This is a genomic window from Amycolatopsis pithecellobii (genome assembly GCF_009707865.1).
In the GTDB taxonomy this organism is placed as follows: Bacteria; Actinomycetota; Actinomycetes; order Mycobacteriales; family Pseudonocardiaceae; genus Amycolatopsis_E; species Amycolatopsis_E pithecellobii.
In genome coordinates, this window is record NZ_WMBA01000019.1 from 86,173 (window position 1) to 111,765 (window position 25,593).

Consider the following 25,593-nt stretch of genomic DNA (forward strand, 5'->3'; position numbering starts at 1 on the left):
TGGCTGCGTCCGCACGTGGTTCGGGATCAGTCATCAACGCAAAGTTCGATCCAATGGTTGATTGATCAGCGCTTTGCAGACCTGGTTCGAAGGGACGCTCTGCCTTCGTTGACCGCAGAGCAGGTGATGCAGTTGCAGGAAGCGTTCACTCGACGCGTCATCACGACGATGTAACGCAAAGCCCCCAAGGGCAGGCGGAAAGGCCGCAAACGCACCTTCGGCTACCAGGTCGACAAGACCACCGACCAGCATTCGGCCCATCGGTGGAAGTGTCGAACGGTTTGGTGGCCGACCCGAACACGACCTCGGCGGAGTCGAGTCGTCGAGCAGCATGACCATGTCTCGCAGGTTGCGAGAGAAGCGGTCGACGCGATAGACGAGCAGCACGCCGATGACACTGCCGCGGACGGCGGCCACCGCCGTAGCCTATCCCGGCCGGTCGCCCGGTCAGCGCTCAAATCGCGTTTTGATCCACAGTGCACGCTGATAGTTCCACGGAGGCGACGGTCATGATCGACGGCAACTCGTGCTCGCGTGGCAACGCAACCTCGTCGGCCTGCTTGTAGAGGCCGTCTTCGTCGGGCCATCGGTAATGTCGACGCCTTTCGAAGTGCGCAGAATCTCTCGAGCACCCGCCTGGTGAGGAAATCCAGTTCGACTGGCTAGAGCTGCCCGGTTCGCGGCTGGCCTGGGACGTGAGGCGGCAGGCGCACCTGCTGGTCGGGTACTCGGCGCACTCGATCCGGCGCGGGGGTCTTGGACGACGCGGAGGACTTCCCGCACCTGGTCGAGGCCCTCGACACGGTGGTTCGCAAGCCCGGCGGGGTGAGCCAGGTCTGGCGGTTGGACCGGATGTGGACCGATCGACGAGAAACTGACCCCCGATCTGGCTACGCTGCGGTTCCTCGACGACGCCTCCAACGTGCTGTTCGTCGGCCCGCCCGGAGTGGGCAAGACTATGCTCGCCACTGCCCTGACCGACGCGCGGCGCGGTCGAAGCCGGAAACCTGCCGCTTCCCGGCGATGGCGCGTCCGTGCTGTCCCAGGTGATCAACCAACGCTACCTCGAACCTGCCGACTCCGCTCTCGCCAGTCCACATCGGACACTCTGCGCGAGGCGGTGAAGGCGCATGTCTCCTAACACCAATGCGATTCCGAAGACCCGCCCGATCTGCCGGGAAGCGTTTATCGCGACCGAGCGTCACACCAGGACCCGTTTCTACCGCACGCCCTGACAGCGCTGCCCAGTCCGCTGCTGCAGCTCGCCTGCTCCATCGCTGACCCGGGCTGTGCTGCGCACCCAGCTGGGAAATTTCGACGAGTATCCCTGGGACTTCAGAGAGCGCCGTCAGAGCACAGGGGCTCGGTGCACGTCGTAGGCGGCAAGGTAAACCAGTGTGGCGCACGGGTATATTCAGATTTCAACCGTATCACCCCGCGCGGGCAACCCCCATGACGGTCAGCACGAGCAAACCTTCGGCAGACGCTGATACTCAACGACTTCGGGCGGTGGTACTGGCCCCACATCCACCACCGGCCCGACGCTCCCGCCCGGTCTCGGCCGCATCGGGCAGTGACGACTCACATCGCTGGCAACGTCGCGGCTCGAGCATCACGGTCTCGTCCGGATCACCGACCAGCCAGTGTGACGACGAGGACGCACCCGGCTGCTTCTCAGGTCTGCGCCCCGACCGGCCCCGCGGCGAACTCTTCTTCGCTGACTGCGTCTCCTACGGCGTATCCGACGCCGGCGGACGCGAAGAATTCGACGACGCATCCGATGACGCTGCAGCTGACACGGCAAGATCATCCCAGATTGAGCTCACGCTTCACCCGCCAAGGCACCAGACAGCTGAATAGCTACCTGGATGCCATATTTTATTGGCCAGACCACCCAAACCGGCTAGATTTGGCTTCGTCCGGATGAAGTCGTCCCCTGGCTAATGCGCGGTGCGTCGACGACTCTGGGAAGACGTTCGGAGTCTTTAAAAGTGGCGATGAATTGGATGTTGATTTCACTGATTCGCGAATTGGCGGACGTGATCCCGTTTTAGGGGTGCTTGGTTGTCGACACGTCTCGCTCTGGAAGATTTTAGTTGTAGCAGTTTCGGGTTCAGATGCAGGAGATTGGACTCTGGCGTGGGTGGTCGAAAAGAAATTTGGTGTGCGCACCCGGGGCCCAGGGGCCTGGCGCTCCAAACGCCGCCGGCGACCAAGCCCAGGCGCGCGGACGAGGAAAGCGCCGCCGGCAAGCGCACCAATCTAGAGGCTCCAACCCATTGGTGTAGTTGAGAACCAATGGAAACGTCGATGAGATCACCCGACTCTGACCCCTCTACTTGCAGACACCTGGCATGATCAATAACTCACTGGATCGATATGAATACGTCCTCTGATATGGATAGGTCTCCTGTTAATAGCACCCCCGCGACACGTTACAAACAACGTGACCCGTTAGAACTAGGTTGCCAAACTAGCCAGGCAAAATTTGGAGGGATTGGCGGAAGGTCGTTGGTGCGGTTGTTGGAGGCCGTTGGTGTCGAGGTTGTGTTCGGTATTCCGGGTGGCACGATCCTTCCCCCTATGATCTGCTGCTGGACTCGACGATGATGCGGCACGTGCTGTTGCGGTATGAGCAGGACGCAGGGCATGCGGCGATGGGGTATGCGGAGGCCACGGGCAGCGTGGGGGTGTGAATGGCGACCTCGGGTCCGGGTGCAACGAATCGGGTGACCCCGCTGGCAAATACGAATATGGATTCAGTGCCGATCACCGGACACCAGAGGCGGGCGTTGACAGGCACGGACGCGTTCCAGGAGGCCGACATCTGCGGTATCACGATGCCGATCACCACGTACAACGTACTGGTCACCGACCCGGCCGATATCCCGCGGGTGATCATCGAGGCGTTCCACCTGGCCGTAAGTGGCCGGCCGGTAAAATCAAGAAAAAGGTCGACGTCATCCGCCGCGCAATGGACATCAACCACCGCTCCGTCGTCATCGACTTCGTGGTCGGCAAGGATGCACAGGTGTGGCCGAAGGTCGCTGCAGGCATCGGCGACGGCGAGGTCGTGGCCGCCCGCGGAATCCGACCACTGTTCAATGATGGTGACAGTACATAAAAAACCGAAGGTCGCTCACGACTGTGATCAGGTGCATGGACTGAAAGAGGAGTCACCATCGTGAACGTAGGCGTCTTCGAACGGAGGGCTTGTCACGAAGAGATCGTGTTATGCCATGACGCCAAGACCGGCTTGAAGGCAATCATCGTCATTTACTCAACGGCGCTCGGTCCTGCCCTCGGTGGCACGCGCTTCTACCCGTACGAATCAGAAGATGACGCCATCGACGATGTCCTCAAGCTGTCCAAAGGAATGGCCTACAAGAATGCTCTCGCCGGCCTTGACCTTGGCGGCGGGAAGGCGGTGATCATCGGGAACCCTGTGACAGACAAAACCGAGCCGTTACTACGCGCCTACGGTCGATTTATCGAGTCACTCGGCGGACGGTATATTACCGCCTGCGATGTGGGTACCTCGGTGCCGGATATGGGCCACATCGCGGGCGAATGTTCGCATGTGACGGATCGCTCGTCCCGCGAGGGCGGTGCTGGCAATTCCTCTGTCCTCACCGCGTATGGCGTTTATCAAATCATGCTGGCGTGCGCCGAGTACACGTGGGGCGAACCTTCCTTGCAGGGTCGACGCGTCGAAATCTCAGGCATTGGCAAGGTAGGCACTTTACTGGTCGAGCAGCTCGTCGACCACGGCGTGATGGTCGTGGTCACCGACCTTGACAAGGAGACAGTCAGTAGGGTTCGACAAGCGCATCCGGAGGTCGATGTCGTTGACTGCACCGACACATTGATCCGTTCTGATATCGACGTGTACGTGCCCTGTGCTCTTGGCGGCGTACTCAATGATGACACCGTCCGTGTCCTCCGCGCCCGTATCGTCTGCGGAGCTGCAAACAACCAACTGAGTTGTGAAGGTATCGACAAGGATCTTCAAGATCGTGGGATTCTCTACGCTCCGGACCATCTCGTAAACGCCGGAGGAGTCATCCAAGTCGCCGATGACCTCCACGGGTTCTCGTTCGAAAGAGCCAAGCTGCGGGTAACAAATATCTACCGAATCACAAGGGAGGTGTGCGAGCATGCTACCAAATATTGGATTACTGCGGGGAAAGCGGCCGATAAGATTGCCGAACAAAAGATAATAGAACCGACCAGAGGTCGAAACAGCAAAGGTAAATGTAACATCATTGATTGACGTCTTTAGTTCTTAAGTCATAATTCAGGAGGCGCGAGATGTCTGACTTGTCGAGGCGCTCATTGTGATTATCACACGGGATTCTATTGCACGCGCGCGTTCGGTACTGGCTGTCCCGGGGCATCGACCTGATCGGTTTGTCAAGGCGGTACACAGCGGCGCTGACTCTGTTATGTTGGACCTCGAAGATGCTGTAGGTCCAGACCTTAAATCCGCTGCGCGAAAAAACATCAGCGATTGGCTGGAATCCGGCGGGGAAGGGATTGTCCGGATCAACGGAGTTGAGACACCCTGGTACGAAAAAGACGTTGAAATGCTGGCCGGCCGGCGATGTGCCGTCGTGTTACCGAAAGTAACAAGCCCACTGCAGATTGAGCTTCTGCTAAGGCGGTTAGCAGAAGGATCATTCGTCATAGCCTTGCTCGAAACTGCTGCAGGAATTCTTGGTGCCCGAGAGATATGCGCGACGCCTGGGGTTGTGCGTGCTATCTTCGGCAACGGTGATCTCGCGAGCGAACTCGGCATCGATCTCGCCGATCACGTTTCGATGTCACATGCTCGTTCCCAGATTGTACTGGCCTCGGCCGCAGGTGGTTTAGTTCCCCCGCTAGACGGCCTTACTATCGCAATAACTGACGATCAGAAATTGAAGTTGGATGCGCAGCATTCGGTCGCCATGGGTTTCACAGGTAAGGTCTGCATCCACCCGCGTCAGATACATACGGTCCACGAGATATTTACACCTTCTTCGACGGAACTTCAGTGGGCGCGAGAAGCTCTCGCTGCGTCGCATGACGGGTCAGTTGCCGTCTTGAATGGAAAGCTTGTGGGAACGCCGATGCTGGAGCGCGCACGCCGTCTATTGTCGCAATGGGAGGCTTAGGTTATGCGGCTGCGGCGATCAGTGCTTGCTACCCCTGCTACTAATGATTGGATGTTTGCCAAAGCAGCTGGCTGTGGAGCGGACATGGTTTTCTTGGATTTGGAGGACTCTGTTCCCGAAGCGATGAAAGATGTCGCGCGGGAAAGGGCTGTCGCAGCCCTACTTGGCTACGAATGGGGGCGTACGACGCGTGCTATTCGGGTCAATGCTCTAAACACCCGGTGGGCATATGACGATATCGTGGGTATAGTCAGTCAGGTCGGCGAGGCCGCGGATTCCCTGGTCCTTCCGAAAGTCTCGACACCGCGCGAAGTTTGGTTCGTCGATGTACTTCTTGGTCAACTTGAAGCTAAACTGGGCCTGGACAAGCAGATTCGTCTTGAAGTCACCATAGAAGGGGTTAAAGGTCTCGCCAACGTCGAGAAGATTTCGCGTTGCAGTAGCCGAATAGATTCGCTCATCTTCGGTTCGGGAGACTATGCGGTATCCCAACGATCGCGGGTTGATACGAACCTTGAGCCGGCTGACCCTTATCCAGGTGATTTGTGGCATTATGCGCGGAGCAAAATCTTGGTTGCAGCTCGTATTTCCGGACTGGATGCCATCGACGCTGTCTATCCAAAATATCGTGACGATGTCGGTTTCGAACGTACAGCCCGGCAAGCTGCAGTATTAGGTTATGATGGCAAACTGGTGATACATCCTAGTCAAGTCCCACTGGCCAACAAGGTGTTTGCGTCGATGGACGATGAATTAGCCCGAGCTCGAAAGAACCTTGAGGCGCGCGCGCTTGGAGAGCAAAACGGCCATGGTGCGGTTGGCGTGAACGGCAGCATGGTCGACGCAGTGCATGCACGTCTAGCCCGCGACGTGATTTTGCGAACACAGTTGGTGCGCGAGGCTGACGGGCAGACCTGAAATTTCATCGGGCCTTGTAATCAACCGTGTGCAAATGGTCCTTGTTTCGATCGCTATTTGTACCCAGAAAGAATGATCTAGTTTGAGGAAAGTTGTCCGGTTATCAAGGCAGACATCCTGTGGGTGTGTTGACGGCCGCTCTGGTCGGGCTTTGAATGCTTTTCAAGGTTTGACTCGAAGTTGATCCATGTTGGCTTTCAAGGTGTAGTTGGGGGCGACGATAAAGCCAGCGGATTCTCTTCGGGAGATCGTGATAAATATTAATGAGGATACTCAGTTCAAGAAAGGTGCCGATGTGACCGATGCATGGGAGTTCATCAGGCGAGCTCGCTCATTGTTGTTCGTTCCGGGGCATCGTCCTGATAGGTTTGCCAAGGCGGCCGACAGCGGTGCGGACGGAATAATCATTGACCTCGAAGACGCTGTCGGTTTCGATTTAAAATCGTCGGCACGCGAAAACGTTCGTCAATGGTTTAGTTCAGGTCAAAACGCGATAATAAGAATCAACTCTGTTGACACTCCCTGGTATGAAGACGATATCACGATGCTTGCCGACGATAAACGCGCGGTAATGTTGCCAAAGATCACAAGTGCTGAGCAAGTCATAAGTGTCCTGGCTCGACTGCCTCCCGGATCGTGCGTGGTGGCTCTACTGGAGACATCGTCGGGCGTCTTGGCTGCCCGTGAGATCTGCGCTGTTCCAGGGGTAGTACGGGCCGTATTTGGTAACGGGGACCTGGTTGGTTCGCTTGGGATTGAATACGAGGATCGAGCGGCACTGGACTATATTCGATCCGCTATCGCACTGGCATCGGATGCGGCTGGGATTTCACCACCGTTTGACGGTGGCTCAATGTCGCTTGCAGACGAGGACCTACTAATAAGCGACGCAAAGCACGCAATTTCGTTCGGTTATACGGGAAAGGTTTGTATTCATCCTTCGCAGGTCTCGATCGTAAATTCAATTTTCACCCCATCTCGCGAAAAGATTCAGTGGGCCCGCGATGTTGTGGCGGTGGAGGGGGACGGGTCGATAGCGGTGCTAAATGATAAGGTCATAGGTAGACCGATAATCAAACGAGCAAAGCGCTTATTGGCACAATGGGGATCAATTGTCAAATAGTTTTCAGAAGGATTTTTGGGGCTGAGTTTCATGGATGCCGATCATCCGATTTTTGTGCGGGCAGTTCGGGGAGAAGTCCACGGCGACACCGCCGGCTGCTCGCGCGCGCTACTTTTCGCTGCCTCTAAGTTCTTCCGCCTCACAGATTCGACGAGTCGACCGGAGGCAGCAGTACGGACAAGACGATGGAGTGGCTGCTTGAAGTCATGGCGTATGTTCCCGTCAGGGAGCACCCGATCCGGGCGCACCTGGATATGGTTCAGTATTGCCTCGATTCACAGACACCTGAAACAACTGCGGAACTCCTGGCGAATGCCATTGACCGACTCCTTGTCTCGTCATCCCAGTCACGGGGAAGTGATATGGCAAGCGATGGAGCGTCGGTATCGCCATCCCCGCAAAAAAAGATCCGAATTGCCACTCATCGAACGACTCGCTGCACGAAATAGTCACTCACGCCGATCGTGAGATCCTATCCGATTTCTTCCTGACGACGACAGATTTCATTCGCGACTTCGTCCGCGGTCTCACCGACCACTTCACCAAACAGTGTCGAAAAATCAATCCCAAGGAAACGCATAATCCGGGCGTAGCCCCAGGGCTGGGTTCTGGATACGACCGAGTGATGGTCCACCGACTCTTGGCGAGTATCGACCCGTTTGTCGGCGGTGAAACCGCCGACACCCTCGGTGCAATCTTACGCTGGCCCAGAAGTCGGCAAGTCGAAGCTGCGATCGACTTGACCTGGCCCCTCGCCCGGAACTCCTCATCCCACGTGACGCCCCGAATATACGCGGCACTCGCTCGACAGGTACGAGAGTCAGCGCCCGCTACTCCGCCCTTCTAGCACCGCCTCAGGTCAGTATCGTCATCACCCCACTCGTCGCGGTGCGACTTCTCTGCTTCGACCGACTCTGTTCACAAGAGTCATGGATGCGCACAAGTAAGGAACTGCTCGTACCACTCGTGGCGAACCACGACCGAATGCTGACAGCCTGGCGGTCGTTCGCTTACTTGATACCGTCGAGGAAGCGAATCAAAATGAATTGTTTCTGGTTCTGCTGGAGTGGCACTCCTACCTGTGTGGACTTGTTAACCAGCAGGCGTGGGGATTTTAAAGTATTCATCAACTCTGGCAACGAATAACACGCCATGACATTACCGAAATCAAGACGGGGTCACGAATGGTGTGCGTCGGAAATTTCGAACCATGACTATTATTGCGGCATTTGGGGTCCGGAAACAAACACGAGCTTTATAGGTGGCATTCTGGAATTTCGCTGCGCGTTTGCGTGAGCAGGCTCTGGGCAGCACGGAGGTCCCGAGTATCGGCGACCTGAGAGATAACGCTCCGTCGCTTGTATGACCTTTCGCCTATGCGTTGGTCGCATCATCGTGAGGGGCGGCGGTTGCCGCGGTAGATCTCCATGCGCAGACGTGCCCTTCGAAGCCGCCAAGACTTCTTCGCCCAGTCGAGGGCGAAACGGGCGCCTGGCCGTGCGAACTTGTTTATCAACGTGCGCCGCTCCATGTAGCAGGACGTCGATCGCCGTCTAGTTGGCGGGTCCACGGCTCTGGAACTGGTCGGCTCAGCGTCCAGTGCGGTGAGTTGTGGTCTCCAATCATGGAGAGGCTAAGCTGCCTCTATAGAGTGGCGAGTGGTAGCGCTGCTATCAGCACTTCGCCGAGTGTCACCAGTGGAATCGTCTGCCGCCGCATGCTCCTCATTGTCGGCACGGCTCTTGTTCCGTTCATGAGCGGGCGTAGGGCTGCGCCGAGCACGATGAGGTGTGGGGCGAGGCTGATCAGCATTTTGATCGGGCCGTAATGCAGGCCCATCACTGTGCCTGCGATGACCAGCCCGGTCGTCATGATGGCGCAGGCCGTCGCTGTGGCGCGGGCAATGCCGTAGCGTACGGCGGCCGTCCTGGCGCCGGCTTCGCGGTCGGGTTGGTGATCGGGGACGGACCACCAGGCCGTGCGCCCGACCGTCAGGATTCCGAGTCCGGCGAATGTCACCAGTGCGGTGGTTTCCAGTCCGGAATGGACTGAACTGTACGAGAGGAGGCTGGGCACTGTAGGGAGGCCGGCGGCGAAACATACTGCCCCGATAAAGCCGCGATGCTTGAGGCGAATCGGTTCTACGTTGTACAGCACATGCAGCAACACGATGACCGCTGCGCATACGACGGGTAGCCAATATCCGCTCGCGATCGTGGCGATGAGCGCGACGAGCAGCCCGGCCGACAGCTCGCCGACAGCCCAACATAGCGCTCCGCGGCGGCCGACCCTGCGCCCGGCGTGGGCCAGGTCCTTCTTGCCCGCATGGCGTTGGTCGGTGGCCAAGTCAACGGCAGTGTTGAGTACCAGTCCGCCGCATATCAAGAACAGGTTCGCGACGACGGCAGCCAGTGCGGGCACGCTGAGCAGTGCCCTGAAGTCGCCGATCCCGAAGGAGACGCCCCACACTGCATAGGCCAGATACATCAGGGGCAGCGGGCCCTGCAGGCGGTGAATGATCATGACGTCACGTAGGTGCAGTCCGGCGATTTCCAACACTCCGCTATCACCGCCCGTTACCGGGGAAGCTGTGAGCCGGCCTGGGTGCACGCAAGACGGTGGCCGCGCGCCGCGCGGCCGGGTCGAGGTGCACTACCGAAAAAGTTACGTTCCAGTTAGTTTGAGTAGACGCAGCATGACGAGGTCCACCAGAAAAGTCAACCAGATCGTAATTTTCCCAGGCTTGATGGAAGGCGGCCAGGAGATCATGAGCGACGACGCGCGGCACGCTGACGATCCACCGCCGAGGACGCGTGGCGAGAAGATCGTGTGGATGCTGGCGCGCAAGCTGCGTCCGTATGAGGATTCAGCCGTCTTGCAAGATCCGAAGCGGAAACGCAAGCGGAAGCCATACCGGCAGAAGGATCTTGCGGCTGCGATCGGCGTATCGGCCGTCTACATCAATACCATCATCAAGAACCCCGACCGGCGTGTCAGCTTTGATGTGATGAGTGACATCAGTGCTTGGCTGGGTGTTACCTCGGACGTGTTCTCCGACCGATATGTGTGGGATGAAGCGGAAGTCCTGTGTCAGCTGAACGGGACCGGTCCGGCCAAGGCAGAGTCCACTGCTGTGGCGCTGTCTCTTCGTGAGTTGGGCGAGGACACACCGCACGCCGGGGAAGAGGACTTCCAGATCCGGGCCGCTCGGGCGATAAGGGAAATGGACCCTGCCACGTTGGAGAAGCTGCGCCCCATTGTGGCCTCGCTGATTGAGTTGTGCGACCGGCCCGACTTGTTGGCGCAGTTCGGCGAAGTGACGGTTTTCACTGTGAATCGCGGATCGCACAGCGCCGAGGAGAACTCGGGGAACGCGTCCGCCGAGTCCAAACCCAGTCCCTCCGAATTCAGTAAGGCACGGCCAGAGGAGGATCGCTGATATGCCTGGCTATTGGCCAGTCGTGAACACCAATCCGCACTTCTCCTGCACGCGGGTGGCCTGCAACAACGCAGCGCTGGGTACTTGAGGCATGCCGCGCACCGGCTTTTCATCCGCACCGTCGCTGGTGGGTTAGTGTTTGCGGGCGAGGCCGGCGTGGACCTCGGCGAGGTGGGGGTTGCGGTCGATGGGTTCGGTGTCCGGGCGCCACAGTGGCACTGGCAGGAGGCCGGGTTCGATCATGTCGAGGTCGTCGTTCTGGCTGAAATGTGAGATGCCGAGGTAACTGCCGGGCGCCAACGCCGCGATATAGGAACCCACGATCCTTTCCGGGTCGTCGCCCTCAGGCAGATGCAGCAGCGTCTCGATCAACAGCATCGCGACCGGCTCACGCAGATCGAGTAAGTGCTGGGTCTCGGGAGCGTCGAGTACATCCGCGGGCTGTCGGATGTCGGCCGCCAGGTAGGCGGTATTCGGATCGTCGGCGAGTAGCTGTCGCGCCTGACCGGCGAGGCTGGTATCGATGTCGACGTAGACGACCCTTGCGTCGGGGTTGACCTGCTGGGCGATCTGATGCACGTGACCATCGGCCGGGACACCTGAACCCAGGTCCAGGAACTGGGTGATGCCCTGCTGGGCCAGGTAGCGAACCATGCGGGCGAGCAACTGCCGCTGGGCGCGGACGAGGAACGGCACATGTGGCGCGCAGACCAGGATGTGCTCCCCGATGTCGATGTGTTCCGAGGTGTGGTGTACGCCTCCCCCACCGATTGGTCGTTGATCTCCAGCCACGGAGGTCAGCGAGTCTACTCGATGTGCAAACGCCAGCCTCAGTATTGATTACCGTTCGTCACAGGGTGATGGCTTGGCGTTCAATGAAAGGCCACGGGCTCTATGGCCGCGAACCCTGGACCCAAGGATCAAAAGCCCGCGGGCTCGATCGCGGTGATCTTGAAACGGGCCTCGATTTGCAGAGGACCGGAGCGCCCCTCTGCCTAGTCACCCCCACGGCATAGGCCAGTGACCCTTCACCCGAGTCGTACTGCTTCTTCCGACAGCCTCGGTGCCGGGTCCCGCCCCTGTGGCCATGGGTGGCTCTCGCAGGGTGTGGTTGGCACCACATCGAAGGCCTAGCGTCCGTGGGTCGAGGCCTATCGGAAGGGCGGAATGCGACACATGAGTAAGACCCTCTTGAAGGGCGGGGCGATCCTCAGCATGGATCCCGCAATCGGCACACTGCGTCGAGGCGACCTTCTCATCGAAGGTCAGCGCATCGTGGACATCCAGAACGTCATCGACGCCGACGACTGCGACGTGGTCGACGCTTCAGGGATCGTCGTCATGCCCGGGTTGATCGACGCCCACCGCCACCTCTGGTACGCAGGAATACGCGGCGCCAACATGGACTCGACGCTCGTGGACATCGGTGCCGCACACTGGGGGCAGCTGGGACCTGCTTTCACGCCAGACGACGTCTACGCATTTACCCGCGCGGGCATTGCGGACTGCCTCGACAACGGCATCACCACGGTCTTCGACTGGTGCCACGTCATCAACTCGCCGGCCCACGCCGAAGCTGCAATCAGCGCTCACCAGAGCATGGGGATGCGAGCCATCTTCGGCTACGGCGGCTCGATGCTGACCAAGGTGCAGGAGATGGAAGGTGAAGGCGTCGCCAGCCAATGGGACCACGCCGCCGAGCTTGCGCGACGCGGGCTCGACGAGGACGCCGGCAGATTGACTCTCGCTCTCGCGCTGCCAGGCCTGGACTACGCGTCGCTGGAGGACACGATCCGTGATGTGAACACAGCACGCGAGCTCGGTCTGTCCATGAGCTTCCACGTCGGCGGTCCGGAGGGGGCGCCGCCGAAGGAATCCATTCGAGGCCTGGCGGAAGCGGGACTCCTCGGCCCCGACATGAGCTTCGTCCACTGTTGCGACACCACGGTCGAGGAGATCGAGCTCGCGGTGGCCGCGGGAGCGCACCTGATGAGCTGCCCCGCCGGCGACACGGCCCTCGGCATCGGATCGACTCCGACTCCGAGGATGCGCAGACATGGTGCGCGTCCAGTCTTCAGCACCGATTCGGTGCTGGCGACGTCTGGTGACCTGTTCGAGGGAGCGCGAATAGGTCTGCTGCTGGACCGATACGAGGACGCACTGAAGACGTTCGCGGGGGGAACGCCGGTCGGGACCCATGAGTCCCAGGAGGGGCGGATGACAGCACGCCAAGCACTCGAGGCGATCACGAGCGCGGCGGCGGCGTGCTGCTGGCTCGACGACGAGGTGGGCACCCTCGCTCCCGGGAAGCAGGCTGACATCATCCTCCTCCGCACGACGGACCTGAACCTCTGGCCGCTGTCCAACCTGGAATCGGCGCTGCTGGCCGGCGCGCGCGGCAGCAACGTCGACACCGTGTTCGTCGCAGGCGAGGTCGTGAAGCGTGGCGGGACGCTCGTCGGCGTTGATGTCGACGCGATCCGAGACGATCTGGTCGTCGCGCGCGACCGACTGTACGCCGCGTGCGATTTCGATGACATCAATCCGAAGCCGTTGAAGGAGAACGCGTGATGACCGAACAATCACAGGTCTTGGACGGCATGATCGTCGAGCTCGACGTGCCCATCACGGTGGACGATGGCACCGTCTTGCGAGCCGACGTGTTCCGGCCGGTCGCAGATGGTCAGTACCCGGTTCTTTTGAGCTATGGGCCGTACGCGAAGGACCTGCACTTCGAGGACGGCTACCCCGACGCGTGGCGCATGATGTGCGAGCAGCACCCGGATGTCCCGGCTGGATCGACCAACAAGTACCAAGCGTGGGAGGTCGCCGACCCTGAGAAGTGGGTGTCTCAGGACTACGTTTGCATCCGGGTCGACTCGCGAGGCGCGGGACAGTCCCCGGGCGTCATCGAGTCGTTCTCGCCCCGCGAGGTCAAGGACGCCTACGACTGCATCGAGTGGGCCGGCGTGCAGCCATGGTCGTCCGGCAAGGTCGCGATGAGTGGTATCTCCTACTACGCGGTCATGCAGTGGCGGGTCGCTGCGCTGCAACCCCCGCATCTTGCGGCGATCGTCGTGTGGGAGGGCATGTACGACTTGTACCGCGAGGCCGCATGCCACGGTGGAATTCGCAGCACTTTCGTGAGTGGGTGGTACCCGAATCAGGTGTCGACCGTCCAGCATGGCTTGGGCGACCGAGCCCGCAAAGGCCGTCTGAAGGGACGGTCCGTGGCAGGTGACGAGACCTTCACGGACGAGCGGCTCGCTGCGAACAAGGTCGACTTCGACCAAGAGCTCGTCCGGCGTCCTTACGACGACGATTTCTTCGCCGACCGTCGAGCCGACCTGAGCAAGGTGACTGTTCCTCTTCTCTCGGGTGCCAACTGGGGAGGTCACGGCCTTCACCTACGCGGCAACGTGGAGGCGTACCTCGGAGCCGCATCCGAGAACAAGTGGCTCGAGCTGCACGGCCTGGAGCACTGGGTGCACTACTACACGGACTACGGACGAGAGCTTCAGCTTCAGTTCCTTGACCACTTCCTCAAGGGGAAGGACAACGGTTGGGATGAGCGTCCTCCAGTCCTCATGAATGTTCGCCACCCGGACGAGACCTTTGTCTTCCGCGAGGAACACGAGTGGCCGCTCGCTCGCACGGAGTGGACCGAGCTGTATCTCGACGCCTCGGACCTGACTCTGCGATCGGACCCACCCACCACCGACGCGCACGTCACTTACCAAGCCATGAAGGAAGGAGTGTCCTTCACGACTGTGCTGTCCGAAGCGACTGAGATCACCGGTCCTGCCAGTGCCTCCCTGCGAATCTCGTCCGAGACGGAGGACGCAGACCTCTTCCTCGTCCTCCAGGTGTTCGATCCTCTGGGCAAGGAAGTCGCGTTCACCGGCGCTGTCCAGACTCACACGCCCGTCGCACATGGCTGGCTTCGAGCATCGCATCGCAGCCTGGACGCGGAGCGTTCATTGCCTTGGCGTCCTTTCCATCCTCACGACAAGTCCGAGCCGCTAGTCCCGGGGCAGGAGTACGACGTGGAGGTCGAAATCTGGCCGACGTCAATCGTGATCCCGCCAGGATTCACCCTGGCCCTGACCGTGCAAGGACACGACTACGAGCCACCTGGACATGTCCCTGACACGAAAGCGCAGTGGGCCTCCATGCGAGGTGTCGGTCCTTTCAAGCACAACGATCCGCACGACCGTCCCGAGGAGATCTTCGGCGGCACCGTGACCCTGCACACCGGCGGCGAGAATGCGCCGCGCGTCCTGCTGCCCGTCATCCCCGAGAGCAAGGAGTCCTGACGCGACGCTCACAGTTGAGTCGGTCATTTTCGAGGCTCGTCTCGCGAGAGGTGATCGCGGACTCGGTGGAGCTGGTCGTCCACGCAGAGGGACTCGGACGGTTTCGTGATGACCGACCTCGACGGCGTGGGTGGTATCCCGATGGTCATGAAGGCCCTGCTCGACGAGGGCCTCCTGGACGGCGACGCGCTGACGGTCACCGGAAAGACCGTCACGGAGAATCTTGAGGTGGTACCCCAACCGGACGGGGCCGTCCTCAAGGGTCGCCGGTACCGACGTGGCGGTGTTCAGCGGACCTGCGACGGGTGTGGACTGGCGACCGCGTCACCGGTGGCGCGTCACCGGCCGCACCCCGGGCGCGGTCTGGCTCTGGACTGCAAGCAAACCCGCCAGCCGCCGCGACGTTCCAGCCGCCGAAGACGGCTGCACGATCTCCGCCACGACGCCGCCTCCCTATCCCTGGCCGCGGGCAACGACGTCGAAAACGCCCAGGTGGGCGCCTTCACAACCAGGTCGCACCAGGTCTGACCTGCGCAAACAGTGCCCGGATACCCCGCCCCCGGTAGCCAGTGGTGTCTCCTGATGGGCTCTATTGCCCACGCGCTGCTCAAACGGAGATCAAGAAGCGACCCGCCTAAGGCGTGTCTGACAAAGATCGCGTGTGGTGGCTGGGTTGCTGGTGGTCGTGTCGCGGTTTCGGTTGTTGTCGGTGTTCGGGTGGTAGCAGACGATCTGAACCCGGCGACACGGTGTATTCGTCTCGCGCGATCCGAACCCCCCTGCGCAACCGCAAGATCGGTGCGGTGATCCCCGAACCCGCCGACCAGGCCGGGCACCGCAAACCCCGCGGGTCCCGCGGCGGGCGCCCACCCGCCTTCCACGAGGTCGACTACCGCGGCCGCAACGTCATCGACCGGTACTTCAACCAACTCAAACACTGGCGTGGCATCGCCACCCGAATCGACAAACTCGCCAACATCTACCGAGCAGCAATCGTCCTACACGCCGTAATCACCTGGACGACGACTTCGTCAGACATGACCTAGCCGGCTTCGGTGCAGAGCGCATGCTGGAGCGTCCGTGCGAGCCATGCTTCGTACTCGTCCGGTGAGAGGTCCCGTGAGACGGTGAGCAAGTCGTAGGTCTCGGGGCTGGTGAGTGCCCACATGGTGTCGACGATGTCGTCGGTGGTCAACTCGGGGCGCCAGCCGGGGACCGCCGCGCTTTCGATGACGGCGCGCATGGTGCGTCGCCGCTCCCCGGTAATCATCTTCCAGTCGGCGGCGACCGTCTCGTCCGTCGTCGCTGCGTGACGCAGCATTCGCCAATAGGGCGCCGCGCGATGCGCGACACGGACGTACATCCGGCTCAGGGCTCGCAGGGTCGCCCTCGCGTCGGGATCGGTTCCCGACTCCTTGGCCAGTTCCGCGACGAGGCCGTGCCGCCAGATATCGGGCTCGATCGGGAGGCCGGTTGCGGTGACCGCGGCGTTGGCCGCCGCCCTCAGCAAGGCCGGTTTTCCGCCCTGCCAGGCCAGATAGAGCGTCTGCAGCGAGAAACCGGCGTGCTCGGCAATGGCACTCACCGAAGTCTGGTGGTATCCGCGCTCCCGGAACAGGACGTCCGCCGACTCCAGGAGCCGGCGGCGGGTTTCCTCGCGGCTGGCCGCCGCCGCGGCACGCCGCCGCCGATAGGGGTCATGCGGTCTGGATTCCGACACTGGTCGCACGCTAGCTGGAACCTCCTCGCCGCGCCCGGTCGGGCCCGGTACCGCTCACCGGGGCGGCGGCGGGACGAACCGGCCTGCCGTGATACCGCAGTCGATCGCGAGCACGTGGCCGGTGATCGAGCGGGCGGCGCTCGACGCCAGATAGCTGAAGCCTTCGGCGATCTCCTCGGGTTCGATGATGTGCGCCAGCGGCAGCAGCGCCATGGGATCGCCGCCCTGGCCGCCGAAGACCTGCCGTGCGCGGGCCGTCATGCCGGTGCGGGTGGGGCCGGGGGCGACGGCGTTGACCCGGATCTCGTCGCGGGCGTACTCGAGGGCCATCGACGCGACGACGTTGTGCAGCGCGGCCTTGCTGGCGCCGTACCCGGCGAGCATCGGCTGCCCGTGCAATGCCGCGGCCGCTCCCGTGTAGAGGATGCTTCCCCCGCCGCCGGCCCGCATCGGCGCTATCACGTGCTGCGCGAGCAGGAGCCCGGCCCGGACGTTCAGCGACCACATTGCGTCCAGGTCCTCGAGGGACAGTTCCTCGACCCGGCCCGGCAGTGCCGCGCCGGCGTTGTGCACGAGGACGTCGATCCCGCCGAGTTTCCCCACGGCCTCGTCCACCACGGCTTGGGCGGCCTCCGTCGAGCTCAGATCCGCCTCGAGGGCCAGCGCCGTTCCGCCCGACGCGCTGATGTCGTCCAGCAGTGCCGCGGAGTCGGCGATGTCGACGGCGAGCACGGTGGCGCCTTCGTTCGCGAAACAGCGCGCAGTCGCGGCCCCGATGCCGCCCGCTGCCCCGGTGACGACGACCCGGCGTCCTTGGTGCCGGCCCGGCCTCGAGGTCTCAGTCATGGCGTTCTCCTCACTTGAGTGTTACTCAATCCAGCTTGCCACCTACTGTCCACCTTGGCTAGAGTTACACTCAAGTTGAGCGTGACTCAAGGGAGGACAGTCATGCAATTCCGATCGAAGAGCGCGCTGGGAACGGCCCGTCTCAACGCGCTGCGGCTCCTGCGCCCCGACGTGCGCGTGACCGACCCGCCGGCCGGTGTGGTTTTCGATCGCGACGTCCCGGTTGTCGTTCGCGACGGAATCACGTTGCGTGCCAACGTCTTTCGGCCTGAGCAGCCCGGGCGCTATCCGGTGTTGCTGTGTGTCCAGCCCTACGGGAAGGACGACATGCCCCGTCGGCGGCGCGGCCGCTACACGGTCCCGCTGGCCTACCGGCTTGCCGCGAACGACGAGCCGATCTCGATCTCCGCCTGGACCTCACATGAGGCCCCGGACCCGGCGTTCTGGGTGCCTCGCGGCTACGTACTCGTCAACGCCGACCTGCGGGGGTGGGGCCACTCGGACGGGGTCGCCGAGACGTTCCGCCCGCAGGAAGGGGAGGACGTATACGACGTCGTCGAGTGGGCAGCCGCCCAGGAGTGGTCCAACGGGCGGATCGGGATGAGCGGGGTCTCCTACCTCGCCATCACGCAATGGACAGGCGCGGCGACCCGGCCGCCCCATCTCGCCGCGATCAGTCCCTGGGAGGGATTCTGTGACGGATATCCGGACTTCGCCTATCCCGGCGGAGTCCGGGAAAACGGTTTCCTGCGCGTGTGGAGCGCGCAGCAGCGCCTCACGCGTCCTTCGGCCAACTCCTACCGCGCGGCGCAGAAGCGGCATGTGCTGCGCGACGACTGGTGGGCGGCGCGCAGCCCGCGGGTCGAGGACATCGATGTGCCCGCGCTCGTGTGCGGGAGTTTCTCGGACCAGAGCCTGCACACCCGTGGCACGTTCGAGGGCTACCGGCGCTTGTCCTCTTCACAGAAGTGGCTCTACACCCACCGCGCCCCGAAGTGGTCGACCTATTACGGCGCGGAAGCCCTTGCCGCACAAGCACTTTTCTTCGACCACTTCCTGCGCGGTGACGACACGGGAATCACCGAGACCGCGCCGGTCCGGATCGAGATCCGGGAGAGCCTCCACGAGATCGCCGCGGTGGCCGGCGCTGCGGATTGGCCACCCCCGGAGGTCCGGCCCGTGGAGCTGTATCTCGACGCGCGGGCCGGATCCCTCGGCGAGAACCCTCCGGTCGACGCGGCACAGGTGACCGTCGGCCCCGACGGCACACGCTTCCGCTGGCGCTTCGATCGGGAGACGGATGTCGTCGGCCCGATGCGTCTGCGCGTCCCGGCCACTCTCGAACACGACGACATCACGCTGTTCGCCGGCGTGCGCAAAATGCGCGACGGGCGGGAGGTCGTCTTCGAGGGCTCCTATGGTTTCACCGAGGACATCGTCACCCGGGGCTGGCTGCGGGCCTCACACCGGCACGTCGACGAATCCCGGTCCACCTTCTGGGAGGCGTTCCATCCGCACACGCACACGTCGCCCGTGCCGCCGGGCGCGGTCGTCGAGCTGGATTTGACGCTGCTGCCGTCGGCCACTCGGTTCGCGGCCGGTGACGACCTGGTGCTGGAACTCCGCGATACCTGGTTCTACCCGGCAAACCCGATCACCGGGCAGTTCCCCGCCGTCTACGAACACTCGCCGCGGCAGCGCTGGGAGGTCCATACGGGCAGCGCCCGACGCGCGTCACTCACCGTCGGCATCTGGGACGGGCCACTGGATGCCGCCGGGCCGCCTCTCTGAGGGCTGCCATCTCGGGGGAACGTTGTTGCGGGAGCTCACCGAGGCACGGGTGCAGGCGATGTTCACCACTCTGATCCGCACCCATGGCTGCACCTCTACGAGGCCGTGCGGCAACTGCGAAAGGAGTGCGGCGATCGCCAGATCGGCGAGCCGGGTTCGTTCGAGCTGGACCGTCCGGTGCGCGCGGTGTTCGTTCCCGTGACCGCGGCTGTCACCCTCGTTCACTGGGAGCACACGTGGCGATGACCGACCCGGCGGCACCGACGGATGACCAGGCGGCCGACCGACCGCCGGCTTCCGCTCGATATCGCCCCGGGGTGGTGCCGTACTCCTTCGCGAAGGCGTGCGAGAACGCATACGGACTGCTGTAACCGACCTTTCTGGCTACGGTGGCCAGGGTGTCCGTGGTGTCCCGGAGCAGAACGGCGGCGCGGACGAGACGCCACCAGGTGAGGTAGGCCATCGGTGGGCGGCCGACCAGGGGGGTGAAGCGGCGCGCCAGGGTGGGGCGAGAGACGCCGACCTCTGCGGCCAGCCTGTCATTGGTCCACGGGGCCGCCGGGTCGGCATGCAATGCCCGAAGGGCCGCAGCCGTCACCGAGTCGGCGAGAGCGCCGGGCCAGGCCCGGTGGCCTGCATCGGTCATCCACGAGCGGATCATGAAGACGAGCAGGAGATCCAGCAGGCCCGGGAGTGCGATCGAGGAGCCGGCGCGCTGCTCGTGCTGCTCACTCGCGAGGAGGCCAATCGCAGCGCGGAGTTCGCTGCGTCCGTCCGGCCGGCTGGGAAAGTGGACAACCTCCGGCAGCTGGGTCAGGAGTGGGTGGAGGCGACTGCGGTCGACCCGGTACTTGCCGCACAGCACCTCCGTCCCGGCGCGATCGTCTCGGGCACGCGGGCCCGCCTCCGCATGCCAACGGTCGAACGGCGTCGCCGTGCCGACCGCGACCGCCCTGTCGAGCGGCGAATCGGCGACCACATACCCGTTGCCGTGGGGGAGCAGCAAGACGACGTCACCCACACCGAGTGACACCGGGGCACTGTCGTCGGGCAGCAGCCAGCAGCCGCCCTTCAGTACGGCGAGGAACGCCGCGCCCTCATAGGGGTCCAGGCGAACACACCAACGTCCATCCATCCACACCCGGTCGGACGACGGGTACCCGAGGCGCACCGCAGAGATCGCATCGCCGAGCACGTCCACACACCGAGCATATCCGCCGCGATCGTGTGTGAGGCGAAAGCGCATTCCGGTGAGCCGGATGCGCATTGAGAGCAACGGGCGACCCTCCTAGCGTCGAGCCTGTGACGAACGAGAGCGTGCCCAACATGATGCTGGGAGACGTCGAGATCATCCGGGTCGTCGAGTGGCAGGGCCCGTTCGCCCCTGCCCCCGATCTGCTCCCGGAAATCGCGGGCGAACTGTGGAAGGACAACGAGGGCTGGCTGGTACCGGACCACTGGCAGCCGAACAGCGACCGGGCGGTGATGGCGGTGCGGACCTGGGTGCTGCGCAGCGGTGGGCAGACCGTGCTGATCGATACGGGCATGGGCGACGGGCACGAGCGGCCGAGTACGCCGGAGTTCGATCTCTGGCGTGGTGACCTCCTCGGAGGACTCGCGAGAGTCGGCGTTTCCCCGCAGGACGTCGATGTCGTGGTCAATACGCATATCCACGTCGACCACGTCGGCGGGAACACCGTCGACGCAGGCGGTGAGTGGGTCCCGGCGTTTCCCCACGCTGAGTACCTCATTCCCGCAGCGGACGACGCGCACTTCGGGCCGGGCAACGCGGCGGGCGATGGCCTGCAATCGGACGATCGCCTCATCTATGCAGACAGCATCGCGCCCATCCACCGGGCCGGACAGGCCGTGCTGTGGGACGGTCGTCATCGCATAGACGAACACCTCGTCTTGGAGTCCGCGCCCGGCCACACCCCCGGCTCGTCCGTGCTGCGGCTGGCCTCCGGAAACGATCGGGCGGTCTTCGTCGGAGACGTGCTGCACAGCCCGATGCAGATTCTCCATCCCGACTGCAGCAGCTCTACCTGCCTGGCCCCTGAACAAGCCGCCCGTACTCGTCAGCGGATCCTCCACCAGGCAGCCGATGAGCGGGAACTGCTCGTGCCTGCACACTTCGGCGGTACCGGTGCCGTGGAGATCCGGCGGGACAACGGTGGATTCATTCCAGGCGAATGGGCGTGAATGAAGACGTTCCTCCTGCGCCGGCCCGGCATCTTCGTGTGGTCCGCACCAGCTGACCAGTCTCGCACGGGTGCGGATCGAACACGTCGTGCAGAGTTAATAAACAATCCCGAGCTCAAGGAGCGCTCTCGGACATCACGGCCGCGAGCCGAATTCCACCGGAAGCCGAGTCGAGCTCAGTCGACATCGTGATCATTCGTCCACAGCCGACGGCCGCGAGCTGCGGGAACTCATCGGCGAGTTGGCCACCGACAGCAACGCCTTCCGCCCGCTCAGGGGCCACAATGTGCGCCTGCACGACTGCGACACCAAGTCCATCGACCACCCGGGCGTCGGCGATCTCAACCTCGCCCACGACTCCGTGGAGCTTCCCGGACAGGACACCACGGGGCTCACCCTCACCGCCCGAACCAGGCTCAGCTCCGACCGTGGCCCCGAACAAGGCCAAGGGCAGTTCGCACACCCACATGCTCGACGTGACATAACAGGAAGACCCGCAACCTGACGTTTCCGCAGTTCAAGCCATCTGTCGGGGCTTCCTGTGCGCCCTTCTTGTGGGCCGCCAGGGACTCGAACCCTGGACCCAAGGATTAAAAGCCCCAGTGATCAATCCTGGTGATCTTGGAAGAGCGCTTGGGCGCAGGGCTTCTACCCGTGGTTTCCCTGACTTTTGAGAGCATGTTTGCGTTCGGGAACGCCCAAGGTGGGCTCCGTTATGTCTCATTCGCCCTGCCGTGCTCAACGGGGTCGTGGACCCTACTTGACCTGGGGTTTCCGGCGTTCCAATGCCGGAGCGTCCAGGCTCCTGCCCGCCGCCACCCGGCTGACGGGAGCCCATCCGTGCCCCACGCCCATGCACGTGCGACGTTGCCTGCGCACGCGTTGCACGAACAGCCCATGCGCGGCAAGCTATTGACGAGGCCGAGACGCGCTCAACGTCGGCATGAGCGCTTGTCGGCGACAGTAACGGCCAATGGCACGGACTGCGGCTCGGCCTGCGATGAGTTAACCGATAGCCATGCCGTGCGCATTACTCCAATCGGGGGGTGACTAGTGCAGCTTTAGCCGCATGCACCTAAGGATTAGGGCTGTGCAACAGCCCAAATTTGACGTGCAGACGTACGCGTGGAACTGGTTCTCCATGCATGCGAACCAACGAATGCAGCTAGTAAACTTCTGGCTTGTCGCAGTCGCCTTTTTGGCTGCTGCGTTTGTACAGGCGAGAATGGGCCACATGACGGCTATCGCGGTCGGTGTCAGCGTGGCCGGCGCACTGTCAAGCTTGGCATTTATGATGCTGGACGCGAGGACCCGGCAACTTGTTCACCTCGGAGAAAGGGCCCTGCGGCAGGTCGAACGCGACCAGGCCGACAGAGAGTCAGCCCGCCAAGTAATTTTGGTGGCGGCGGCGAGCGAAGTTCGGAGGAGTCGAATTAACTCCTACCGAGTAATTATAGAGGGCCTCCAATTATGTATTGCGGCGCTGTTCACCTCGGCTGCAATTTACTCGTTGGTTGTCCCGTAAAAGTGCATCGATCTTGCAGCTCCCGGCCTGAGCCAGCCACCAGTATCGCCAACTGTATGGCCCGTGCGGAGGGTGGGCCTCCGGCCACCAAGGCACTCGCGACGCGCTCACGGATTTCCGCGCGTGGGTCTGGCGGGCTCGATGTCCTCACCGACGGGGCACCGCCCGGCGGATGAGCAGGCGTGCCCGTGCCGCCGTTCATTCACCCGTGCTGGCGCTCATCACCCGGCACGCGACTCTTCAGACCAAGCGCGAGAGTGTCAGATTTTCGACAGTCCCCGCCAGCGTAAGCGGTTACGTGAAGGCGAGCCGGGGCGGTTCTCGTGTGTAGATCTGGACTTGGCCCCAGTCGCCGCTCAATTCGTAGTGGTCGTTGTTCTGGGTCATGGTGTCGATGTTTCCGAGGTCGGCTTCACCGGTCGCGTCGGTGAAGACCAGGGCGCTGCGTTCCAGCCATCGCACCTCACTCACCTCGGTGAAGAGCAGGTTGGCTTTGGCGTAGCAGTACTGCTCGTCGGGTTGGGGTGGTCGGTAGCGCGGGTGTTGTGGAGTCAGCACCGCCTCGAGCGCGAAGGAGAGCATGCTGGGTTCTTCCCTGATACCGAGCACATAGCTATCTTCGAGGTAGACACCCGCCAGGTCAGGGAATTGGTCGTAGTTCGTGGTCATGGCAGGTCCCATTCGATTGGTGTGTGGTTGCCGGGGCTGCGGCGGGTGACGGGATTGCCTTGCGAGTCGATCCGCTGACCTTGTTCGTTCCGAAGCTCTACGTGGGGGTTTTCGCTGCCGGGTGTTCGGGCGCTGCCTTCTTTGATGGTCATCCGGGGAATCCCGTTCTCATCGACATATTTGGCGGGCCCGTTGGGTGTCTGCGTCCGGGCCCAGCCTTGCGATTCGGCGTACCGTTCCAGGTCCGAGGCCTTCGGCGGCACACCGTCCTTGAAATTGTCCGCCAGCCCTTCGGCTGGTTTCGGTGTCGCGGTGGGCTCCGGACCGGCGTCTCCGGTCTTCTTGATGACTTCGACTCGGTCATCACCGGACGCGTGCTGCCCAAGATCGGCCATCGCGGCGGTGGTGATGCCGATCCCGGTGGCCACCCCGGCGGCGGATACGGCCTGGACCGGGACGCCTGCCACCGCACCGACACCGGTGGCATCCAGGACTGTGCCGCCGCTGAAGCCGGCCGCGCTGATCGTGGTCAGCCCCAGACCGCCGGCCACGCCGAGCACATCAAGCGGGTGCTGCAGCGCGGCGTTGCCGAACGATGCGAGTCCGTTGACCACGTCGGCGCCGGCGTTGGCCAGGGTGTGCCCGAGGTCGGACAGCCAGCTGGACTTTTGCGGCGCGGTGTCCATGGCGCTGCGCAGGATCCCGGCGGCGGTGTCGCCTGCCTCCGTGGTCTGGGCGCGAGCTCGGTTCAGCGTGTCCCGCGCGGCTTGCCGATCAGCTTCTCCGGGGTCGCTGAACGCTGGTGGAGCCGGTTGGTTGTCGGCTGCTGCTTGGGCTACCGCCTGGTCGTGTGCCGACTGGGCTTGCTGGGTCGCTGTTTGGCCGCGATTCCAGGCCGCGATGGCTTCGGCGGCCTGTGACTGTGCCCACCGCAGGGTGTTGGCGTAGTCGTCCAGTGCGTCAGCTGCCGACCCGAGCGCGTCGCTGGCGGCGAACCACTTGCGGGGCTCGTAACTGAACTTGTCATGAAACGCCTGCGCCGCCGGCCCGGTCCAGGACCCGGTGTCCACGGCCAACAACCCTTGAGCCGCGTCGTCCGCGCTGTCCGCGCGTGCACGCAGCACCCGGGCGTTCTCCTCGATCGCCTGTTGATTGCCGGTGACCAGTTCGGTCGGATCCTGGGATTCGCCGAGTTCAGCCACCGTCCACGGCTCCTTGGCCCGGATCGCCACCCAACGTGCGTGCCGTCGCGTCGTCGATTCCCCGATAGGCGTCGGCGGCCTTCGTCAACGCGCTCCCGATCGCGCCGCCGTCGCCGGTGAGAACGTCCAGCCCGTCGCTCCAGCGCACACAGAAGTCCATCAGCGCGTCGTGCAGGCCCTGGTGACCGTAGAGATCGCTCTCACCACATAGACCGCGCAACTCGAAGTTATCTTGGTCCTTGACCGACCGCGAGATGCCGTTGCCCGCCTCGGCCACTTTGTCGGCATCAACACGGAATCCGGGACTGTTCACCACTGTGAGCCCCCTGTCGGACACGGACAGTACTAACCGTGGTGATGGTAACCAATCAGCGCTCGGGCTGTCTCCGCCTTCGCTCCGTGATATCCGGGGGCGACCGTTTTACATGACCTCCCTTGGGGCCATGGTGAAGGTCGTAGAGGTTATCGCTGCCATCTTCGCTGCTGCTTGGGCCGCGACTGGGCGGGGGCCCTGTGCCGTTTCCGATCCGCGCTCTTCGGTGGTAGGTCGAGACTTGCTGGGTGGAGGATCGGGAGTGCCTCAAAGCCAGGCTATGGATGGTGATCACTATGACGACGTCGACGGGTGTGTTCAAGCGGTGCAGTTGCCGGGACGCGGCACGGGTCGAGTTGCCGGCCATGGCTGA

24 protein-coding genes, 1 tRNA gene and 2 pseudogenes are annotated in these 25,593 nt (G+C 62.7%); 16 read left to right on the forward strand and 11 right to left on the reverse strand.

Translation table 11 applies throughout. The features are described from left to right. Window positions 1–33: 33 nt before the first annotated feature. Entirely contained in the window at window positions 34–417 is a 384-nt protein-coding gene (locus tag GKO32_RS39045) for a recombinase family protein (protein ID WP_246243767.1), read from the reverse strand. A gap of 457 nt (window positions 418–874) precedes the next feature. Here GKO32_RS39045 and GKO32_RS39805 point away from each other — a divergent pair, with 457 nt between their 5' ends. The 7 genes and pseudogenes from GKO32_RS39805 (at window position 875) to GKO32_RS15010 (ending at window position 7,197) form a co-directional block, all read left to right on the forward strand. Continuing rightward, window positions 875–1,141: an ATP-binding protein gene (locus GKO32_RS39805; protein WP_166459568.1), complete on the forward strand. Its 267-nt coding sequence runs from the start codon at window positions 875–877 to the stop codon at window positions 1,139–1,141. 1,238 nt (window positions 1,142–2,379) lie between these two features. Continuing rightward, a pseudogene (locus GKO32_RS14990) lies at window positions 2,380–2,936 on the forward strand (thiamine pyrophosphate-binding protein); the annotation flags it as partial. A gap of 38 nt (window positions 2,937–2,974) precedes the next feature. Then, window positions 2,975–3,124: a hypothetical protein gene (locus GKO32_RS37995; protein WP_166459558.1), complete on the forward strand. Its 150-nt coding sequence runs from the start codon at window positions 2,975–2,977 to the stop codon at window positions 3,122–3,124. A gap of 60 nt (window positions 3,125–3,184) precedes the next feature. Then, complete coding sequence (locus GKO32_RS14995; RefSeq protein ID WP_312867938.1) at window positions 3,185–4,273, forward strand: Glu/Leu/Phe/Val family dehydrogenase; 1,089 nt, start codon at window positions 3,185–3,187, stop codon at window positions 4,271–4,273. Window positions 4,274–4,337: 64 nt separating this feature from the next. After that, window positions 4,338–5,156, forward strand: a complete 819-nt coding sequence (locus tag GKO32_RS15000; RefSeq protein WP_312867939.1) for an HpcH/HpaI aldolase/citrate lyase family protein — start codon at window positions 4,338–4,340, stop codon at window positions 5,154–5,156. Window positions 5,157–5,159: 3 nt separating this feature from the next. Next, window positions 5,160–6,074, forward strand: coding sequence for an HpcH/HpaI aldolase/citrate lyase family protein (locus GKO32_RS15005; RefSeq protein ID WP_154757476.1), 915 nt, complete (start codon window positions 5,160–5,162; stop codon window positions 6,072–6,074). Between the two features lie 295 nt (window positions 6,075–6,369). Continuing rightward, window positions 6,370–7,197, forward strand: coding sequence for an HpcH/HpaI aldolase/citrate lyase family protein (locus tag GKO32_RS15010; RefSeq protein WP_312867940.1), 828 nt, complete (start codon window positions 6,370–6,372; stop codon window positions 7,195–7,197). Window positions 7,198–8,841: 1,644 nt separating this feature from the next. Here GKO32_RS15010 and GKO32_RS15015 read toward each other — a convergent pair. Beyond that, the gene (locus GKO32_RS15015; protein ID WP_166459564.1) at window positions 8,842–9,756 is read right to left on the reverse strand and encodes a UbiA prenyltransferase family protein; all 915 of its coding nucleotides are present in this window, start codon (window positions 9,754–9,756) and stop codon (window positions 8,842–8,844) included. 136 nt (window positions 9,757–9,892) lie between these two features. On the opposite strand from GKO32_RS15015, the gene GKO32_RS15020 reads away from it, so the two are divergent. Continuing rightward, window positions 9,893–10,636, forward strand: a complete 744-nt coding sequence (locus GKO32_RS15020; RefSeq protein WP_166459565.1) for a helix-turn-helix domain-containing protein — start codon at window positions 9,893–9,895, stop codon at window positions 10,634–10,636. A 132-nt stretch (window positions 10,637–10,768) separates the two neighbouring features. On the opposite strand, the gene GKO32_RS15025 is transcribed toward GKO32_RS15020, so the two are convergent. Continuing rightward, window positions 10,769–11,428, reverse strand: a complete 660-nt coding sequence (locus GKO32_RS15025; protein WP_154757480.1) for an SAM-dependent methyltransferase — start codon at window positions 11,426–11,428, stop codon at window positions 10,769–10,771. Window positions 11,429–11,812: 384 nt separating this feature from the next. On the opposite strand from GKO32_RS15025, the gene GKO32_RS15030 reads away from it, so the two are divergent. From GKO32_RS15030 to GKO32_RS15045, 4 genes and pseudogenes are all read left to right on the forward strand, one after another. Continuing rightward, the gene (locus GKO32_RS15030) at window positions 11,813–13,207 is read left to right on the forward strand and encodes an amidohydrolase family protein (RefSeq protein WP_166459566.1); all 1,395 of its coding nucleotides are present in this window, start codon (window positions 11,813–11,815) and stop codon (window positions 13,205–13,207) included. Continuing rightward, a complete protein-coding gene (locus tag GKO32_RS15035; RefSeq protein ID WP_208024408.1) occupies window positions 13,207–14,952 on the forward strand; it encodes a CocE/NonD family hydrolase in 1,746 nt (581 codons plus the stop codon). Before GKO32_RS15030 ends, GKO32_RS15035 begins: the two co-directional genes overlap by 1 nt. 102 nt (window positions 14,953–15,054) lie before the next feature. After that, window positions 15,055–15,213: pseudogene (locus GKO32_RS39810) on the forward strand (dihydroxy-acid dehydratase domain-containing protein); the annotation flags it as partial. A 488-nt stretch (window positions 15,214–15,701) separates the two neighbouring features. Next, on the forward strand, window positions 15,702–15,998 hold the full coding sequence (locus tag GKO32_RS15045) for a transposase (protein WP_166459567.1): 297 nt from the start codon (window positions 15,702–15,704) through the stop codon (window positions 15,996–15,998). Here the strand turns inward: GKO32_RS15045 and GKO32_RS15050 are convergent. Both GKO32_RS15050 and GKO32_RS15055 read right to left on the reverse strand, forming a co-directional pair. Further along, on the reverse strand, window positions 15,995–16,672 hold the full coding sequence (locus tag GKO32_RS15050) for a TetR/AcrR family transcriptional regulator (protein ID WP_154757484.1): 678 nt from the start codon (window positions 16,670–16,672) through the stop codon (window positions 15,995–15,997). The two genes, GKO32_RS15045 and GKO32_RS15050, sit on opposite strands and share 4 nt — an antisense overlap. 54 nt (window positions 16,673–16,726) lie before the next feature. Continuing rightward, window positions 16,727–17,518, reverse strand: a complete 792-nt coding sequence (locus GKO32_RS15055; RefSeq protein WP_154757485.1) for an SDR family NAD(P)-dependent oxidoreductase — start codon at window positions 17,516–17,518, stop codon at window positions 16,727–16,729. Between the two features lie 102 nt (window positions 17,519–17,620). Here GKO32_RS15055 and GKO32_RS15060 point away from each other — a divergent pair, with 102 nt between their 5' ends. Further along, window positions 17,621–19,309 (forward strand): CocE/NonD family hydrolase, encoded by a 1,689-nt coding sequence (locus tag GKO32_RS15060; RefSeq protein WP_154757486.1) that lies wholly within the window; start codon window positions 17,621–17,623, stop codon window positions 19,307–19,309. Between the two features lie 211 nt (window positions 19,310–19,520). Here the strand turns inward: GKO32_RS15060 and GKO32_RS15065 are convergent, their stop codons facing one another. After that, a complete protein-coding gene (locus GKO32_RS15065; protein WP_312867941.1) occupies window positions 19,521–20,510 on the reverse strand; it encodes an AraC family transcriptional regulator in 990 nt (329 codons plus the stop codon). Window positions 20,511–20,611: 101 nt separating this feature from the next. On the opposite strand from GKO32_RS15065, the gene GKO32_RS15070 reads away from it, so the two are divergent. Further along, window positions 20,612–21,511: an MBL fold metallo-hydrolase gene (locus tag GKO32_RS15070; RefSeq protein WP_312867942.1), complete on the forward strand. Its 900-nt coding sequence runs from the start codon at window positions 20,612–20,614 to the stop codon at window positions 21,509–21,511. A 115-nt stretch (window positions 21,512–21,626) separates the two neighbouring features. Here GKO32_RS15070 and GKO32_RS39060 read toward each other — a convergent pair whose 3' ends face one another. Then, window positions 21,627–21,866: a hypothetical protein gene (locus GKO32_RS39060; RefSeq protein WP_154757487.1), complete on the reverse strand. Its 240-nt coding sequence runs from the start codon at window positions 21,864–21,866 to the stop codon at window positions 21,627–21,629. On the opposite strand from GKO32_RS39060, the gene GKO32_RS40515 reads away from it, so the two are divergent. Beyond that, a complete protein-coding gene (locus GKO32_RS40515; RefSeq protein WP_376765961.1) occupies window positions 21,753–22,016 on the forward strand; it encodes an MmyB family transcriptional regulator in 264 nt (87 codons plus the stop codon). The genes GKO32_RS39060 and GKO32_RS40515 overlap by 114 nt on opposite strands. Before the next feature lie 50 nt (window positions 22,017–22,066). Here GKO32_RS40515 and GKO32_RS15080 read toward each other — a convergent pair. After that, window positions 22,067–22,133 (reverse strand) — tRNA-Lys (locus GKO32_RS15080). A 468-nt stretch (window positions 22,134–22,601) separates the two neighbouring features. On the opposite strand from GKO32_RS15080, the gene GKO32_RS15085 reads away from it, so the two are divergent. Continuing rightward, the gene (locus GKO32_RS15085) at window positions 22,602–23,036 is read left to right on the forward strand and encodes a hypothetical protein (RefSeq protein ID WP_154757488.1); all 435 of its coding nucleotides are present in this window, start codon (window positions 22,602–22,604) and stop codon (window positions 23,034–23,036) included. A gap of 294 nt (window positions 23,037–23,330) precedes the next feature. On the opposite strand, the gene GKO32_RS15090 is transcribed toward GKO32_RS15085, so the two are convergent. The 3 genes from GKO32_RS15090 to GKO32_RS15100 are packed head-to-tail and all read right to left on the reverse strand — an operon-like array spanning window position 23,331 to window position 25,223. Beyond that, the gene (locus GKO32_RS15090) at window positions 23,331–23,705 is read right to left on the reverse strand and encodes a hypothetical protein (protein ID WP_154757489.1); all 375 of its coding nucleotides are present in this window, start codon (window positions 23,703–23,705) and stop codon (window positions 23,331–23,333) included. Then, window positions 23,702–24,907 carry a putative T7SS-secreted protein gene (locus GKO32_RS38395; RefSeq protein WP_208024409.1) on the reverse strand — a complete coding sequence of 402 codons (1,206 nt, stop codon included), beginning with the start codon at window positions 24,905–24,907 and terminating at the stop codon, window positions 23,702–23,704. Before GKO32_RS38395 ends, GKO32_RS15090 begins: the two co-directional genes overlap by 4 nt. Beyond that, entirely contained in the window at window positions 24,900–25,223 is a 324-nt protein-coding gene (locus GKO32_RS15100; protein WP_312867943.1) for a hypothetical protein, read from the reverse strand. Before GKO32_RS15100 ends, GKO32_RS38395 begins: the two co-directional genes overlap by 8 nt. Window positions 25,224–25,593 lie beyond the last annotated feature (370 nt).

Excerpts from the sequence above, each read along its gene's own strand:
- GKO32_RS37995 (WP_166459558.1), top strand. The coding sequence starts at position 2,975 with ATGGACATCAACCACCGCTCCGTCGTCATCGACTTCGTGGTCGGCAAG.
- GKO32_RS15005 (WP_154757476.1), top strand. The coding sequence starts at position 5,160 with ATGCGGCTGCGGCGATCAGTGCTTGCTACCCCTGCTACTAATGATTGG.
- GKO32_RS15020 (WP_166459565.1), top strand. The coding sequence starts at position 9,893 with ATGACGAGGTCCACCAGAAAAGTCAACCAGATCGTAATTTTCCCAGGC.
- GKO32_RS15030 (WP_166459566.1), top strand. The coding sequence starts at position 11,813 with ATGAGTAAGACCCTCTTGAAGGGCGGGGCGATCCTCAGCATGGATCCC.
- GKO32_RS15035 (WP_208024408.1), top strand. The coding sequence starts at position 13,207 with ATGACCGAACAATCACAGGTCTTGGACGGCATGATCGTCGAGCTCGAC.
- GKO32_RS15055 (WP_154757485.1), bottom strand. The coding sequence starts at position 17,518 with ATGACTGAGACCTCGAGGCCGGGCCGGCACCAAGGACGCCGGGTCGTC.
- GKO32_RS15060 (WP_154757486.1), top strand. The coding sequence starts at position 17,621 with ATGCAATTCCGATCGAAGAGCGCGCTGGGAACGGCCCGTCTCAACGCG.
- GKO32_RS15090 (WP_154757489.1), bottom strand. The coding sequence starts at position 23,705 with ATGACCACGAACTACGACCAATTCCCTGACCTGGCGGGTGTCTACCTC.